This window comes from Prevotella sp. tc2-28 (genome assembly GCF_900107705.1).
In the GTDB taxonomy this organism is placed as follows: Bacteria; Bacteroidota; Bacteroidia; order Bacteroidales; family Bacteroidaceae; genus Prevotella.
Map to the genome: position 1 here is coordinate 55,291 of NZ_FNRE01000016.1, position 15,631 is coordinate 70,921.

Sequence of the window (15,631 nt, forward strand, 5' to 3'; positions counted from 1 at the left end):
ACCGCTATGCTGCATATTGACGATATGCACTGTAAGAAGTGTGCCAGCCGCATCCAAGGCAGACTGCTGGCCAAGCCTGGCATCGACAGCATGGATGCAGACATCCGTCATCACAACATCACCGTGCATTTCGACGGCGACCAGACAAAAGCTGACAGTATTCGCGCCATCGTGACGAAGATTGGCTATACTCCTGTTAACGCTTGCCGCTGTGGAAAGGGGGCCTATGCTTACTTCTTGATTCCCGTAGAGCAGGCTACCTCGGAGACGATTGCCAAGACAAAGGCTATCAAGGGTGTTCAGGATGCCAATGTCAACAAGTTGCGCAAGTCATTGGCTGTGAAGTATCACCATGAGACGGTCTCTGAAGAACAGCTGTCGTCTGCTCTCCAGCAGGCTGGCATCAAGGCCTCACTGCCCAAACCTCACGAGTGTAAGGAAGAGGAGAAGAAATAATCTCCATGAGGAGAAATAGAAGAAAGAGCCCTGAAAATTTGGGGCTCTTTCTTTTTTTCCGTACCTTTGCCTCCAAATTGTTATTGTTATGAAGAACCTTACATTATTCTTTCTGGCCTTTGTGGCCTTTGTCGCCTGTTCTAAGGAACAGAAGACTCCCTTTAACTATCGCGGCCTGGCATTCACGATGCCAGTAGCTCAGTTCGTAGATTCCATGACGGCACGTGGCTTTGCCATCGACAGTGCTGCTTCTGACAGTGGACGCACGGTGGTCTTCGCCACCTCGCAGGAACCCATTCGTGTGCTTGCAGCCTTTACGGGTGACAAGCTGCAGGTTATCCAAGAGAGTTACCTGGCTAGTAGCAATGACAGTACGCGTATGCTTTGGCAACAGATTCGTGACGGATTGGAGAAAGAGTTGGGAGCATGGCCTGACTGTCCTATCTTGAAAGACGACCATAAGATTGCTAATTTTGATACCTCAGACGGTTTCATCTCCGTCATCCTGGAGAATACTTACACACCAACGCTTACAGTACGTTATGAACCAAAGAAGGAAAAAAAGTAAAGATAACCGAATTTGTTTAGATAGCAAAGAAAAAGGAGTTAGATTTTGTCTAACTCCTTTTCTTTTTGGCGCTTCAGGATGGGCTTGAACCAACGACCCCCTGATTAACAGTTAAAAAATGTAATATTTTGTGATATTTACTTTATAGTTATTTGGTTGATTCATAGAAAGTTAGTAATTTTGCGGTATCTTATGATACTCTATGATTTTGCTTAATTACGAGAATAAATAACCAAAATTTGTTCAGACGGATTGTCAATAAATAAAGGGGTTTCAGAAGATTTAAGTGAATTGAGATAACCAAAATTTGTTCAGATTTGATAAAAATGACTGAAATGACTGAAAGAAAGAAGAGGGAAAAGGTACCCAACATGGAGTCGCTGACAATGGGAAATTGCACCATTTCGCTTACTCTTGATACAAGATATAGAGACGACAATGGCAAATACCATGCATCCATCCGTTTTACCGTGAATGGCAGTAGATACTTCTTCCATTTGGGTAACAAATATACAGTAGATGAATTTGATGCCATCAGTAAAGCTGATGGTCGTGGACGTGGTGGCAATCAGAGCCAGAACTTCATCGACAGGAACAGGCTGGTCGAGCTTTACAACCAGTATGTTGATCTTGTACGAGATATGTATAACAAGGGAACACTGAAATCTGTTGATAATATCCGTGCCGTCATTACCGGGCGTATTTCCTCCTATGGCAATTCGGATGAAGGTGCTACACCTTATGCCAATTCGTTTATTGGACTGTGGAATGAAGTTATATCGCAGAAGAAAGCCAGTACGGCAGAGACCTATCGTAATGCACGAGACTGTTTCATCAAGAGCAAAGTCTATGATGCTAAGGATGGCTATAATGTAGATGTGGCTATGATTAAGGCGTGGATTGCCTATATGAAGGAGATGGGGTACACGCAGACGACCATCGGTTTCTACCTCCGTGCTATCCGAGTGGTCTTCAAGGCTTGTATCAGTAATGGCTACATGCGTGAGAAGGACTATCCGTTCAGTGCTACAGACCCGATGAAAGTGAAGATTCCGTCTGGCTCTTCACGCAAGGCAGAGTTCTTGACGGTTGAGCAAATGACAGAACTATATGAGTTTTATACGGATGGTATAATCCCTAAAACTTATAAGCATCCTGAGCAGATGAAACAGAGCCTTGGCATGTTCCTTGCCCAATATCTTTGCAATGGTTGCAATCTCTATGATTTGGCTTTGCTCCGCTACGAAGACTACTATGACTTCTCTGAGCATAAGGCGCTCCGTTTCTACCGCCATAAGACGAAGGATCATTCTGAATCTGGTTCCGAGGTAATCATCCCTATCATACCTCCGCTGAAAAGGATATTGAACGATTGGGCTACACCAGCCAAGAAAGGTGAGCTGCTTTTCCCCTTCCTGCTTGGTGAAGGTATCGACCCTGATAGCAAGAAGGCCAGGGACAAGATACATCAAGAGAATCATAATGTGGCAGACAGAGTGAAGAAGATTGCAAAGATTATGGAATGGGAGATAGAACCTTCATCAACGTTTGCCCGTCATAGTTTTGCTACTAATATGAGCCGTGCGAAGGTGCCAATGGATTACATCAGCTTTGCTATGGGCCATTCTGTGGGTAACACGGGGCAGATAACCAAGCGTTATATCTCACCTTATCCCATTGAGGAACAGATGCAGTATAACTCCTATTTACTGAATCTCGAAGAATTGAAGGCCCTGCGTCAGAAGGATTTCAGCAAAGAGGAATTAGTCAAAATGGTTAAAGAATCAATGACGAAAGAAGAGTTGTTGAGTCTGCTTTTGGACAAGTAGAATGGTGCTTTATTTTGCTGGAAATATATCAAATATGTTATTTGCAGCAAAATAAAGCACTATTCTTATACTCTTAAAACAACTGGTCTATAGTTATTACATGCTGGAAGATGCCACTGTGTTCATTGTATTTCAACCCATATGTCGTAACGAGTATATGGTGGACAGAGGCGCGTTTGGGCAGTAGCTCTTGCAGCAAATTCTCGCGATGTACAAGTTTAGCGTGGTAGGATTTTGTAACGGTATAATCCTCATTGTAAAATTTCATCTCACACATATCCACCACATTGTCCTTACGATTAATGAGCAAGTCTATCTGACCACCCTCTGTGTCGTCATCGCCTCTTAATGCCCAGGAGGATTGGCTTGATGACACGTCAAGGATGTTGATAGCCTGTTTTATCTGACGGACATGTGACAGGCACACCTCTTCAAAGGCGAATCCTCTCCATGAACTGACACTCTGAGACGTTACGTTGTGAATCCAGAATTTTGGGTCTATCTCAGTACATCCCTCTACAAATTTCTGATAGAACAGGCAGAATGGATCCGTCAGTTTATAGTGCTCGTTATGCTTACTCATGCCAAAAGGCACATATGGCTGGATAAAGTCACTTGCTACGAGCGCTTTCAGCATCTTGCTTGATAGACCATTATCGTCAAGTCCTACTTTGGAGAGGATTTCCTGCCGGGTGTAGCCCATGCGTCGTGTTCCCAAGAAACCAACGATACGCTTCATCTGCTCTGGATTGGAAAAGACAGAGGCAAACAGTCGGTCATATTCATTGCGCAATTTGGCATCCTTTTCAAAAAACAACAGGTCAATATTCTGAGCAAGGCTTAGGCCCTTCTTCATGTAACCTAAATAGTAGGGAATACCGCCAAGAACCATATAGCTCTGTACAATGTCGTAACGTGACATCCGAATCCCTTTCTTCTTTAGAAACTGCTCGCATTCTCCCAACTTAAATGGACTTAGTTTAACCTCATATGTTGTACGGCCATATAGTCCACCATGACTGTTTACCAGATTGTCGAGCATCCATGAATTAGCAGAGCCACAGACAACGAGCATCAGATTGTCTCGATGGCACCCCCAAGTATTCCAGAATCCCTCAAAGGCAGTGATGAAACCTGAACGGGGAGTGTCCATCCAGGGAAGTTCATCCAAAAACACGACCTGCCGCTTTCCATTGTCTTTGGCTTCCAACAACTGAGAGAGCATGAAGAATGCCTCCATCCACGATGACGGACATTTGCTTTTCTTCATGCCTTGCATCTGCAGCGAGAAGTAGAAGTGTTTCAACTGGTCTTTCAGGCTATTCTTCTTTCCTTCCTCGTCAACTGGCGAAAGTCCTGCGTGGCGAAAGGTGATTTTACCCTTTAATGCTTCATCAATAAGGAAAGTCTTGCCAACACGCCGACGGCCATATACCGCTACAAACTCTGACTTGTCACTATTGTAGAGTTCGACAAGCTCTTTGATTTCTGTATCTCTGCCAATGATTGAGCTCATAAGAATATCGTTTTAAATTGCTGCAAAGATACAAAATATATCGTTTGCAGCAAAATAAAACGTCTTTATTCTATTCTGTTTAACTTTTTGTAAGACTCGTCTAAGGCTTCTTCTTACACCTGTATGACCAAATAAAAGCTCTTAAATTTGCAAGTTTGTAATATTATAATTACCTTTGCACCGCAAAAAGTGCCAGTGGAAGCCTTTGTCGCTCCACTCACACTATAAAAGCGTTATATGTGGCTTTCACCTTTGTCGTGTTAGCCACTCTTATTATAAAGGTATTAGTGAACGGGAATGAGTAAATGGATAAATGATCGTGCATGGACTGTGTCCATGTATATATGCTATGCCCTTTGTTTTATCATTCTGTGCGTAGCGGGATATAATTTCACAATGAGTATTATTGGTGAAACGTCTTCTATTATGAAGGTAGTCTTGCTTATATGTATTATCTTGTTTGTGGGATTTGGTGTATCTATGGTATTCTCTATCTTCATAACACCCCTGAGCGAGATTTTAAGCCGGTTTCTGTGGTACCTGTTCCGTCTGAAGACGAAAAAGGGCATCTCTCCAGACTGTGATTCTGAGAGAAATGCCCTAAAGGAAGAGTTCGTGCAAAAGTATGTCAGGAAAGATTATAAACAATCACCTATCTATGAGGTATTTGAAAGCCTGTTTGACCAAGAAAAGAGTGGTACGTTTGCTGCTCGTGCATTTAAATGTGCTTTAAGTGCTCCCAATTGGCTTAATAATTATCCTGGATATACAGATGCCCGACGACTATTTCCTCATGAAGATGCCATTAAGGGTACTAAATCCAACTATTCTAATGCAAATAACGAAAAAAATTGTTCAAAGGAAATCATGGAAACAATAAATAAACTCCTTGAAGATAAACTAAAAGAAATGATAGATAAATCAGAGACTCAGCAAAATTAGCCATACTTTTTTATTCAAATATTATTTATTCCGCAAGCCCAAAGTTTGTGGATTTTTTGCGTTTTACCCACTAGTCAGCCACATTTTGGCCAATGTACTTTGATGTACTTCGCTGAACTTCAGTAAACTTCAGTGTACTTTGATGTACTTCGTGTAACACTCTGAAAATCAATCGTTTTTATCGTTGTGACATTGAAAGATATTTTCTAATTTTGCATCAGAAAATTTTAATATCACACAATAAAAACAGAATTTCATGGATAAAAAAATCATCTCAATTGAAAAGCTCCTGCAGACTCCTGTCTGTATGATGAGCGGTGAGGAACTCGCGTTCCTATTTAATAACCTTGGTGTTCTTGACAAAGACAAGAAGCCGGAGCCTTCTATGCCATCGCCAGACCGTAAACTGGCTTATGGTATCAAAGGAATTGCTGAGACCTTTGGCTGTAGCATCCCAACTGCCAATCGTATTAAGAAGAGTGGTATAATAGACAAGGCAATCTCGCAGTTGGGACGTAAGATTGTTATCGACGTAGACCTGGCACTTGAATTAGCAGCAGAAAGGAAGGAGGAAGAGCGTAATGATTGACATTGACGAACTGGCTAATCAGATACATGCCGATGTATTTGATGTGGCTAAGACAGGAATTCCTCTGGGCGTGTTTCCGAATGTCTTTCAGAAGATTGCCTTCGAGCTGGTGAACTACGAGAACTTCAATCTGGAGTACACGGTAGCCATTATGCTGTCAGCCTTTGCTACAGCTATTGGCAACACCTATCATGTGAGGATAAAAGGCAAGTGGGTAACCGCTTGCTTCCTCTACATGATATTGGTTGGCAGGCCCGGTCTTGGCAAGACTCCCCCTCTCGGCTTTCTCTATTTCCCTATCCGCGACTATGACCAGCGACTGCTCGAACAAGCACGTAAGGAGTATGATGCCTATGCCCAGCAACAGGCAGTCAAGAAAGACGGAGATGCGACGGAACCGATAGAGAAGCCTCGCCTTATGCAGACGGTTATATCTGATTTCACTCAGGAGGCTATGCTGAGCATCCACTATGATAATCCTCGTGGTATTGTTCTGCTGGTAGATGAGGTCGTATCACTATTCAACTCCGTCAAGAGATACAGCACGAAGAGCAATTTGATAGAAGATCTGCTCTCTGCCTATAGCGGACAGCAGTTGAAGGCTGTCCGTAAGTCTGAGGTGTTTCCTATCTGCATTCCTCACCCATGCATTAACTTGATCGGTGGCATCCAGACCAATCTCCTTGACGAGATCTTCCGAAAGGAATATGTAGCCAACGGACTCACAGACCGTTTCCTGTTTGTATTCCCCAAGAACAAGAAGATTCCCAAGTGGCAGATTGGCATCGAACAGGAGAAACGTCCTGACACTATGAGCAAATGGTCTTACTATATTAATAAGGTGTTGAATATTCCTTGTCCGCTGAGCGAGGACGGAGTAACACCCCAACCTATAGTATTGGATTTCTCAGAAGAAGCCAGAACCTACTTCTATAATTGGAACAACAGCATCATTGATGAAGTAAATGGTATCGAGGATGACAATGAGGTGGAGAGCCGGAAAGTAAAGCTCAACGGTAATGCTGCACGTCTTGCCTTGATCCTTCAGGTGATGCGATGGGCTGCAGGTGAATGCCAGATGGACTGTATCGACATCACTTCCGTCAAAGGCGCAATCCAGTTGATAGAATACTTTGAGGACTCCTACAAGCGAGTAAATGCTCTCTCAGGGATGGACGAGCCCAATAGGAACCAGGATCGTTGGCTGGCTATGGTTGGTGACACCTTCACTTCATCCGAGGCAGAGCAGGCTGGACAAAGGACTGGCGTATCACGTCGTACAGTGTTTTCTTCCCTTAAAAGACTATGCGAGACCACACCTCCTGTATTACAGAAGGTAAAACAAGGCGTTTACGAGAAGGTAGTGAAGCGTTGCACAACTGCACTCTGCACTTCTGCACTCTCCGATAGTTCGGAAGATGGCGGTGAAGGGAAAGTGCAAAGTGCAGAAGTGCAAAGTGCAGACAGTGCACAGGAAGGAGGCGAGGATGAGTGATTACAGATTCCATCTGGAGAAATATCGTCCTAACAGCAAGCTTACTTGTCCCCAGTGCAAGAAGCTACGTTGTCTCGTTCACTATGTCGATGATCAGGGTATCATTAAGTTCCCAAACTATGTAGGCAGGTGTGACCATGAGAACAGTTGCGGGTACCACTATACTCCCAAAGACTATTTTCATGATAATCCTGATATGAAGCCCAAGGATTGGGACGACGACACTCCTATATATAATAAGGTGGAAACAACGAAAGGGAAAGAAGAGCCCAAGTCCGTTGAACCTTCTTTCATCCCTATGGTATTTGTCAGCAAAAGCCTGTCAGCATACAAGACAAAGAACCCTCTCTACCAATACCTCTGTGGTGTTATCGGCGAAGATGAGGTTAAGCGTATCTTCCGCTTGTATCTTGTAGGAACAGGGAACAAATGGGGAGGATGTACCGTCTTCTGGCAGATAGACGCCAATGGCAATGTGAGGGCAGGCAAACTGATGGGCTATGACAGCAAGACTGGCCATCGGATAAAGGAACCCCAAAGTCAGGTCACTTGGGCGCACTCTGAATTGAAGATAGCGGATTTCCATCTGGTACAATGCCTGTTTGGTGAGCATCTTCTTCATGAAAGGCCAACTGCACCAGTCGCTTTGGTGGAGAGTGAGAAGACTGCCATTATCATGACTCATTTCATGCGCGATCTGTTATGGCTGGCTACAGGAGGAAAGGATGGGTGCTTTAACGAGAATGCTGTTCAAGTACTGAAAGGAAGAACCGTTATCCTTATACCTGACCTTGGTGGGTGGGAGAAATGGCAGAAAAAATCTCAGATGTTAAAGCCTATTTGCAAACGTGTAATCATGTCTGACGTGATTGAGAAAATAGCTACGGATGAACAACGTGAACAGGGTCTTGATGTGGCAGACTTCTTCCTGATGAAGCCAACGGCTCATGAAATCCTGGCAGACATGATAAGTCGAAATCCTGCCGTTGGACTATTGGTGGAGAAACTTGATTTGGAGGTCTGTAATGATGAGGAACCTCAGGATGGTGTGCCGTAACGTGCGTGCAGGGAGATAAAGGGCTTGCCCTTGATATAGCCCACTATAACTACGAGCTTCGCTTTCGTAGTTGTGGGCTCTTCCGAGGGACTCAGGGCTTTGCCCTAAGAACCTACAAGGCTCTGCCCTTGACCCGTTCAGGACGCTGCCCCGAAACCCTGGCAAGGGCTGTCAGCCCTCTGCAACCTGACCAGAGAGTGACCCTCTCTCTGGACTCTTCGCTCAGTGGCATCTGCCCCTAAGAACCCTGAGCAGGAAGTGACTCTCTCCCTGCACCCTCCAATCAGGGTTTCCACCCCGATACCCCTTTTGAAAGAATAGTAGAAACTACAAATTTCTGAATTACAGTAAAACAGTAATTACATAAATTCATATTTTCATAAAATCGTAATTTGATATGAGTACAACAGCAAAAGCATCCGACCACGTAAAGCCCTGCAACATCGAGCAGAGTGAACGTCATAACAGGCGGGACGCTGATTATATCGCCTCGCTGAACCCACGCACTTTGTATGTGCGTACCGAACTGAGTCATAATAATGAATCGTATGTGGTACCCGACTTGAAGGGTGTCACCCTCCAGCAGCACTATGAGGCCATCAAAGCCATGGTAAAGCAGAAGACTGGTCGGGCCATGCAGGAGAAGAAGGTAACTGTCATTGGCAAGAATGGTAAGCCCAAAGAACGTAACGGCAGCAGTCCCATCCGTGAGAGTGTTGTCAACATCAAGCCTGATACCACAATGTCTGACCTCCTAAAGTACACTGAGAAAGTGCGTCAAAGATGGGGAGTCAGAGCCATCCAGATACACATCCATAAGGATGAAGGCCATTACACCAACCCTGATGATCCTTCAACCTGGCAACCTAATCTTCACGCGCACATCATTTGGGATTGGATGAACCACGAAACGGGAAAGTCCTTTAAACTTGGTAAGAAAGACATGGAAGAATTACAAGACATGGCGGCTGAGACATTGGAGATGGAACGTGGCAAACGAAAGTCAGAGACAGGAGCCGAGCACCTGGAGCGTAACGACTACATCATCCAAAAACAGGAGGAAGAGAAAAAGAAAAACCAGGTTGAGATTGAGAAACAGAAGAAAGAAATAGCGGACATGGCTCAGGCTTCCATATTAGACAAGTTGCTCCATTCTGGCCTTAGCCCAGCCGTAAGGAAAGCAATTGAAGAAGAGAGAACTATCCACAAAGAAGAACTCCGCCAAGCAACAACCGCTGTTGATGAGAATGGCTATCCCTATGTTTGGACAAGCGGTAACAAGAAAGACCAGCCTGTCACATGGGAGGAATTGGCAAAGGTTCGTAAAAAGGAGAAAAAGAAGGCAGAGATTCAAGCCAAAGAGGACAAGGATGCTGCTCTTGCTAAGGCTAAGGCAGACAAGGAAGCAGCAGTTGCCAAAGCAAAAGCCGAAGCAAAGGCTGAGCATGATGCTGAGATAGCCGAGATGAAAAAGGTACATGCCGGTCTTATTGACAAAGAGCGATATGCTATCAATGAGAAGGGGAACACCATCTATTGGTCTGGCGGTTCCAAGGATGGGCAAAAAGTGACTAAGGACGAAAGAATCAAGTGGTTAGGCGACCAGTTGAAAGAATCCGAGGAAGCCAATAACGCTTTGTGTGAAAGATTGAAAGATTTAAGAGAACTCATATTTGCTGCATGCAGCCTGAATTTCAAGAAGGTAGTCCAGATTATCGTTGACCAGTGGAAGGCAGGTTTAAAGCAGTTTACCAAGGACTTGAAGGATTTCTTGCTAAAGGCGATGAGTGTTGAGAAAACAACAGAAGGTCGTAAGACATACGTCAATGATGCATTTGACTTTGCGAAAATGCTGGCTAAGACTGATCCAGATTTGGAACTTGATGACAAAGCCTTGAAGCCTCTATACGATGACGCCCTGAAAATTGCTGATGGAACCTGGGAGTCATACCATCAGAAGCGTGACCAGCTCTTTGACGCTGCCGTCATTGCTCTGGTAGAAATGGGCAACTGTCAAAATCAACGCCATCTAAACCAAAAACAGGCAAATATCATTGAAGCATTCCTCGCCTTTGATGGTGGTGACAGGATACAACTATGTGAGGAAATCTGGAATGTCGCCAGTCCCAAGGTTAATTATTATTGGCGTGACGGAACCTTTGATGCACTTGAAGAACTACGAACAAGGGAACTAAATCATCGTACCTATGGCAATGGCCGTGGGCTATGATTGAATAAGAAACTCCTGCTACCAGTCATCATGACTGGCGCAGGAGTCGTTATCTTATTTCGAAGAATCTTTCAGACTATCTTAGGGATATAGCCGCCCTCGCCATACCACCAAGGGACACCATTAGGTGTTTCGCCGCTGCCAGCCAGTTGGTAGGTAATGTCGGGTTCTCCATAATCCTTACTGTTTTTTTTGAAAGTTAGACATAAAGTGAATGGGTCACGAGAGTTATTTGAGTTTATCTAATAACCTTTGAAGTTCGTAATCGAAGTTGTCATATCCGTTGATGCGCAAGTCGTCGCGGACACGGCGGCAGTCGGGGGTAATGGTTTCGTAGTGAGGAATAGCATTGAAATGGAATAGTTCCCGCAGACGGCTGAAATCGGCATTGGTAATACAAATTGTCTCTTCATCGGCCAGCCACTCAGCTACAAATTTCTTGTAAGCATCACTTCCACCAGCGGTGTTATCATAAGAAATAAAGATGAGTTTCACATCGTCGCGCTTGGCAATTTCTGCTCGTAGATTTTTGCTGTTCTGAATGGAAATCAGGCATGAGCCGCACCCCATTCCCCAAAAGTCAATCATCAAATAACGACCTGGGTATTTGGAAATGATATTACGTATGATTTCTATACCTGATCCATTTGGCAGCGGAGAGGTCAGTTCCGTCTTTGCCATCTCTCTTTGATAGAATTGTTCAGCCTTTTGGCGGATGTATGGGTGAGTGAAGGACGAAAGATAGAGTGGAAAGGCTTTCTCATACGTTTTCCATTCGTCGTATGACTGCTGCATCCACATGTAGATGCACAGTTGTGCCGTCAGCGTAAGATGGTCAATACCCATCAGCTGCTTATAGGCGGCGTAGGACTTCTGTAATCGGTCTTTGATTCCCGCCACACCCGACAGTGTGGATTCTTTATTGGGCCGTGCCCATTGTACGCGGTTAAGGGTGAAATAATATAATTGGTCCGTCATCAGCAGTGGGTTGTCAAAATCAACGCGCTTCAGTAACCTGTAGTTATTCACGTCCATTGTAGGGCGGAGTGCAGCACTGTCGGTCACTATTTGCTGCCAACTGCCATCCGCTTGCTGTTGCCAGGGCATCAGCCTATCTGCATATTCAAAAGCATAATCAATCAGGGAGAAAGCGAATTGGTTCTGCATTTCAGCCTGTGCCAGTTGCATTTCCATAGGCGTAAAGTTGTCACGGCGGCTCACCGTATCTATGCGTTCCAACATGTCATGCCACAACTGTTCTGCAATGTTATTAGCCTCGTCGAATTCGCCTTTGAAATCGTAGAGCCTGCTGCACATCTTTTGTAACTGCAAGTCTGATTTCAGCCAGCGCTCCACGTCCTTACTGCTTCCGCTATTATAGTAGCACTCATATTGTCCTTGCTCGTTGAGTCGGACGGTAATATCGACGGTCTCGCCAGGACGGACGAAGAACGGAATCTCAGAAAAACCAACCTTCGATTCCCCAGAGGATTTAAACTTCAGGCGCATGGGATAATTGATGGAAAAACTTTTCTCAAAGGTTCCGTCAGAGTTGATGTCCATTACCAACGTATTATTATCCTTTTCCATGACGTCATAGAGATAACACGTCATTGATGTGAAGCCAAACCGTTCAGCATCGAAACCTTCAATGCGACCTTTCACGGTGACAGTATCGGTCTTGAACCAGTCTTGTGGTATTGTCTGTGCCTGTCCCGCCATTGCGACGAGGGCGAGCAGGAAAGTGATGATGGTTTTCTTGTTCATGTTAATTTAAATTTATTTGTTATCGTGGAAAATCTCTTCGAGCTTCGCTTTCAGTTCTTCTACGCTGTTAGGCACGGCAATGATGGTGCCGTCATGGTCGATGAGGAACAGGGCACTATTTTGAGTGCCGTGCTTACGGAATACATCAAACTCGTCATCAAGGTCAACGAGGCAGGGCCAAGGGAAGGCGTGACGCTCGATGGCCTTGCGCATGGCATCGGTGGTCTTAAATTCGTGGGCGAGGCTGAACACGTTCAGACCACGATTGTGGTACTCGTTGTAGATGGGGATGATGTCGCAGGCGTCGCGGATGCAGGGCGAGCACCACGAGGCCCAACAGCTGACGAGCGTCAACTTGTCCTTGTAGTATTCAGAGGCGCGAACTTGCTGGCCGTCCATCGTGCGCACATCGTAGTCGTTATACTTTAGCCCGCAAATCTGATAGCCCACAGCCTCCTGCTCGGCGATACGCTGATGCACGGGGTGGTCAGGATAGAGCGCGGTGTATTGGCGGTGGTAAATGTCAAGCATAGCGGCGAGGCCAGTGTCATTGAAGTGGAAACCTTTGAGCCGCCCGTCGAGTTCGAAAAGGAAACCGAGCATCGGGTGTGCTTTGTAATAGTCGAGCGTCCATTCGTGGTATTCGTCCTCCAGTTCCGCCATCTTCTGCTTGTCGTTATCGTCCAGTTGCTCATAGGCAGACATGAACTTCTCTTCGGCAGCTTGCTCCATAGCGTGCCACGCCTGATACTCCTTGCCTGTGGATTGGATGTCGAATTTGTCGCCGTCGAGCTGGATGGTCACGGTCGCGCCGCCCTCCACGAAGAATTCTCCTGTGCGGAGGGTCATGCCCTTCTCCATCACCTCGCCGAGGTCCACGATGTGCCAGCGCTCAATCTGTGCATCCTCCACATCACACTCGAAGTGTCTATCCTTCAACACTGGTCGTAGCTTGCTGTCTTTCGGGTCTTCCCCGTCCCGATAGATGACTAGTTCCACAGGTGTGGTTCCCTCTGCTACAGAACCGATGACATGACTTTTCACTTGCGCCTTTGATGTAAGAGCTACGAGGGCGAACAGTGTGGTGATGATGGTTTTCTTGTTCATGTTCATTCGAGTCTTGCTTTCATTTCCTCCAACATCAGAATGAATCTGTCGTACCCTGCTTCGGCAGCACATAGAAGGAGACCGTCTCGGACAATCCGTCCATCGGGCGTGAGGGTAACATTGAATGGAATGGCATTGAAGCCGAACAACTCTTGGAGTTGATGGAAACGGTTGTCGTCAATAGCAATGTTTTCCTCCCCCTTCAGATTCTCTCGGACAAATGCGAGGTAATCCTCGCGATTAGGATTGCGCTCATTGGCCAGAAACACAAATTTGACATCCGAACGTTCATGCAGACGATGCCGGAATTCCTTTGTCGCCCTAATCTCAGCCTTACAGGGTGCACACCACATTGCCCAGAAATCCAGAACGATATAGCGACCAGGGTATAGGGCAAGGATATCTTTCACGAAGTGTGCGGCATCACCTTCTGGCAAGGGGAGTGTGGCATCCATATCAGCCTGCTCGTTAAGAATCTGTTGAGCTTTCTTTTGGAGTGTCGGATGTGTGAGGAAGGATTGCGTCGAACGGAAATCTTCTTCTGCCGTTCCTGCTTCCAACCATTCGCCAATAGCCTCGTTGATGCAATGGAGCTGCAACAACTGTATTGGCAACACGTCGTTCTCAGAAGCAAACAACCTCCGCCCTGTGTCGCGAAGCAATGACAGCTGCTCCGTTACCTCATCCCTGCTGCTTCCCCATGCTATCCCTCGTTTGACAAACAAGGGATAGCGGAGAGGTGCAGAAAACTCGAGGGCATTCAAATACAATTGAAAGAATTTGGAGGCAAGCATGAGGGAATCATTATTAGGCAACCGCCTCAGAAGAGGATATGTTTCAGGTAGGCTAAGCCGTTCCATCATGGCATTGCCTGCGGTGTATGGAGCCGCAGGATCATTTTGCGCCATCTTGTCTTGTATATGGCTGAAATAGCTGAGATAGGCGGTCCCGAAGACTGCCGCCATGTTGCATTGTGCCAACCGACGTTCGAAAGAGGTAAAGTGGTGTGTATCAGCTAAGGCGTCAAGTTTTTGTTGCCAAGCACTATAAAGAGAGTCGGCAAAAGCGTTATAGGCTTCGATGTCACCTTCAAAGAAACGACAGAGTTTTAGCAGGCTAAGATGGTCGTTTCTGACTTTTAGCAGTCGTGCAACTTCTGCGGAGTGTCCGCCTCCATATATGCAAGCGGGAACATCGCCGTCATGGAAACATATCGTGATGTCCAATGTGTCACCTGGACAGAGGTAGAAAGGCACTTGTTGCTTGCTGATATATATTTCGCTTGTGTAAAACCAGTTGAGGATTGGATGATGCAACAACAGCCGCTTCTCAAACGTCCCATCTTCCCGTATCTCTGCAGTCGCTGTCTTCAACTCTCCCGTGAAGATGTCCGTCACCTGTGCCGTCAGATTCTGAAAGCCCATCGCCGGTGAATAGTCAACAATACGTCCTCGGACAACTGCCGAATCTGTGCAGAAGAACGGCTCTTGCGCCTGCGCCGCTACAGCGGCGAGGGCGAGCAGGATGGTGATGATGGTTTTCTTGTTCATATTTTGTTTCGTTTCATTTGTTATCGGGGAATATCTCTTCGAGTTTCTTATTGATGTCCTCACCACGTAGTCCTCGGGCGAGGATGGTGCCGTCTGGAGCGAAAAGGATGACATGAGGAATGCCTTGGAGATTGTAGACACTGGTGGCAATCTCCTGCGAGTTGATGATTTGCGGATAGGGCACGCCGTCGTCCTTGATGGCTTTCAGCGTGTCTTCGGGCTTGTCCCATGCGGCGATGCCGATGACTTGCAAGCCGCGGTCTTTGCACTTGTTGTAGGCGGCAATGATGTTGGGGATTTCCATTCGGCATGGGCCGCACCATGAAGCCCAGAAGTCGACGAGCACGTACTTGCCACGGCCCACGTAGTCGCTGAGGCGGGTGGTTTTGCCATTGTATTCGACGGCGAAGTCCACGAACTTCTCGCCCTCAGCAGGGCTGAAGGATTTCTTTTCCGACTTCATGTCAACGCCCATTGCCTTGAGTCCCATCGTCATTCCGTACCACGCTTCTCCTGCTTTCACGC

13 protein-coding genes are annotated in these 15,631 nt (G+C 46.0%); 8 read left to right on the forward strand and 5 right to left on the reverse strand.

Features of this window, described 5'->3' with window-relative positions:
• Positions 1-6: 6 nt before the first annotated feature.
• From BLU47_RS15205 to BLU47_RS12890, 3 genes are all read left to right on the forward strand, one after another.
• Positions 7-456 (forward strand): heavy-metal-associated domain-containing protein, encoded by a 450-nt coding sequence (locus tag BLU47_RS15205; protein WP_369796988.1) that lies wholly within the window; start codon positions 7-9, stop codon positions 454-456.
• 88 nt (positions 457-544) lie between these two features.
• Positions 545-1,024: a hypothetical protein gene (locus BLU47_RS12885; RefSeq protein WP_091963589.1), complete on the forward strand. Its 480-nt coding sequence runs from the start codon at positions 545-547 to the stop codon at positions 1,022-1,024.
• A 335-nt stretch (positions 1,025-1,359) separates the two neighbouring features.
• Positions 1,360-2,853: a tyrosine-type recombinase/integrase gene (locus BLU47_RS12890; RefSeq protein ID WP_091963591.1), complete on the forward strand. Its 1,494-nt coding sequence runs from the start codon at positions 1,360-1,362 to the stop codon at positions 2,851-2,853.
• Positions 2,854-2,926: 73 nt separating this feature from the next.
• On the opposite strand, the gene BLU47_RS12895 is transcribed toward BLU47_RS12890, so the two are convergent.
• Entirely contained in the window at positions 2,927-4,369 is a 1,443-nt protein-coding gene (locus BLU47_RS12895) for an AAA family ATPase (RefSeq protein ID WP_091963594.1), read from the reverse strand.
• A gap of 297 nt (positions 4,370-4,666) precedes the next feature.
• On the opposite strand from BLU47_RS12895, the gene BLU47_RS12900 reads away from it, so the two are divergent.
• From BLU47_RS12900 to BLU47_RS12920, 5 genes are all read left to right on the forward strand, one after another.
• Entirely contained in the window at positions 4,667-5,311 is a 645-nt protein-coding gene (locus BLU47_RS12900) for a hypothetical protein (protein WP_091963597.1), read from the forward strand.
• A gap of 256 nt (positions 5,312-5,567) precedes the next feature.
• Positions 5,568-5,900 carry a DUF3853 family protein gene (locus BLU47_RS12905; RefSeq protein ID WP_091963600.1) on the forward strand — a complete coding sequence of 111 codons (333 nt, stop codon included), beginning with the start codon at positions 5,568-5,570 and terminating at the stop codon, positions 5,898-5,900.
• Positions 5,893-7,395, forward strand: a complete 1,503-nt coding sequence (locus BLU47_RS12910) for a DUF3987 domain-containing protein (RefSeq protein WP_091963603.1) — start codon at positions 5,893-5,895, stop codon at positions 7,393-7,395. Before BLU47_RS12905 ends, BLU47_RS12910 begins: the two co-directional genes overlap by 8 nt.
• Positions 7,388-8,452, forward strand: coding sequence for a DUF6371 domain-containing protein (locus BLU47_RS12915; protein WP_091963627.1), 1,065 nt, complete (start codon positions 7,388-7,390; stop codon positions 8,450-8,452). Before BLU47_RS12910 ends, BLU47_RS12915 begins: the two co-directional genes overlap by 8 nt.
• Before the next feature lie 397 nt (positions 8,453-8,849).
• Positions 8,850-10,682, forward strand: a complete 1,833-nt coding sequence (locus tag BLU47_RS12920) for a hypothetical protein (RefSeq protein WP_091963606.1) — start codon at positions 8,850-8,852, stop codon at positions 10,680-10,682.
• Between the two features lie 228 nt (positions 10,683-10,910).
• On the opposite strand, the gene BLU47_RS12925 is transcribed toward BLU47_RS12920, so the two are convergent.
• The 4 genes from BLU47_RS12925 to BLU47_RS12940 all read right to left on the reverse strand — a co-directional run.
• Positions 10,911-12,449, reverse strand: coding sequence for a TlpA family protein disulfide reductase (locus tag BLU47_RS12925; protein WP_091963609.1), 1,539 nt, complete (start codon positions 12,447-12,449; stop codon positions 10,911-10,913).
• A gap of 12 nt (positions 12,450-12,461) precedes the next feature.
• Positions 12,462-13,556: a peroxiredoxin family protein gene (locus BLU47_RS12930; protein ID WP_176780588.1), complete on the reverse strand. Its 1,095-nt coding sequence runs from the start codon at positions 13,554-13,556 to the stop codon at positions 12,462-12,464.
• A 2-nt stretch (positions 13,557-13,558) separates the two neighbouring features.
• Positions 13,559-15,106 carry a TlpA family protein disulfide reductase gene (locus BLU47_RS12935; protein WP_176780589.1) on the reverse strand — a complete coding sequence of 516 codons (1,548 nt, stop codon included), beginning with the start codon at positions 15,104-15,106 and terminating at the stop codon, positions 13,559-13,561.
• A gap of 13 nt (positions 15,107-15,119) precedes the next feature.
• On the reverse strand, positions 15,120-15,631 hold a 512-nt coding region (locus BLU47_RS12940), incomplete at its 5' end, for a TlpA family protein disulfide reductase (protein WP_143025577.1).

What these genes read in the sequence shown, in the direction of transcription:
- BLU47_RS15205 (WP_369796988.1), top strand. Translation starts at nt 7, where the DNA reads ATGCTGCATATTGACGATATGCACTGTAAGAAGTGTGCCAGCCGCATC.
- BLU47_RS12885 (WP_091963589.1), top strand. Translation starts at nt 545, where the DNA reads ATGAAGAACCTTACATTATTCTTTCTGGCCTTTGTGGCCTTTGTCGCC.
- BLU47_RS12890 (WP_091963591.1), top strand. Translation starts at nt 1,360, where the DNA reads ATGACTGAAAGAAAGAAGAGGGAAAAGGTACCCAACATGGAGTCGCTG.
- BLU47_RS12895 (WP_091963594.1), bottom strand. Translation starts at nt 4,369, where the DNA reads ATGAGCTCAATCATTGGCAGAGATACAGAAATCAAAGAGCTTGTCGAA.
- BLU47_RS12900 (WP_091963597.1), top strand. Translation starts at nt 4,667, where the DNA reads ATGAGTAAATGGATAAATGATCGTGCATGGACTGTGTCCATGTATATA.
- BLU47_RS12905 (WP_091963600.1), top strand. Translation starts at nt 5,568, where the DNA reads ATGGATAAAAAAATCATCTCAATTGAAAAGCTCCTGCAGACTCCTGTC.
- BLU47_RS12910 (WP_091963603.1), top strand. Translation starts at nt 5,893, where the DNA reads ATGATTGACATTGACGAACTGGCTAATCAGATACATGCCGATGTATTT.
- BLU47_RS12915 (WP_091963627.1), top strand. Translation starts at nt 7,388, where the DNA reads ATGAGTGATTACAGATTCCATCTGGAGAAATATCGTCCTAACAGCAAG.
- BLU47_RS12920 (WP_091963606.1), top strand. Translation starts at nt 8,850, where the DNA reads ATGAGTACAACAGCAAAAGCATCCGACCACGTAAAGCCCTGCAACATC.
- BLU47_RS12925 (WP_091963609.1), bottom strand. Translation starts at nt 12,449, where the DNA reads ATGAACAAGAAAACCATCATCACTTTCCTGCTCGCCCTCGTCGCAATG.
- BLU47_RS12930 (WP_176780588.1), bottom strand. Translation starts at nt 13,556, where the DNA reads ATGAACAAGAAAACCATCATCACCACACTGTTCGCCCTCGTAGCTCTT.
- BLU47_RS12935 (WP_176780589.1), bottom strand. Translation starts at nt 15,106, where the DNA reads ATGAACAAGAAAACCATCATCACCATCCTGCTCGCCCTCGCCGCTGTA.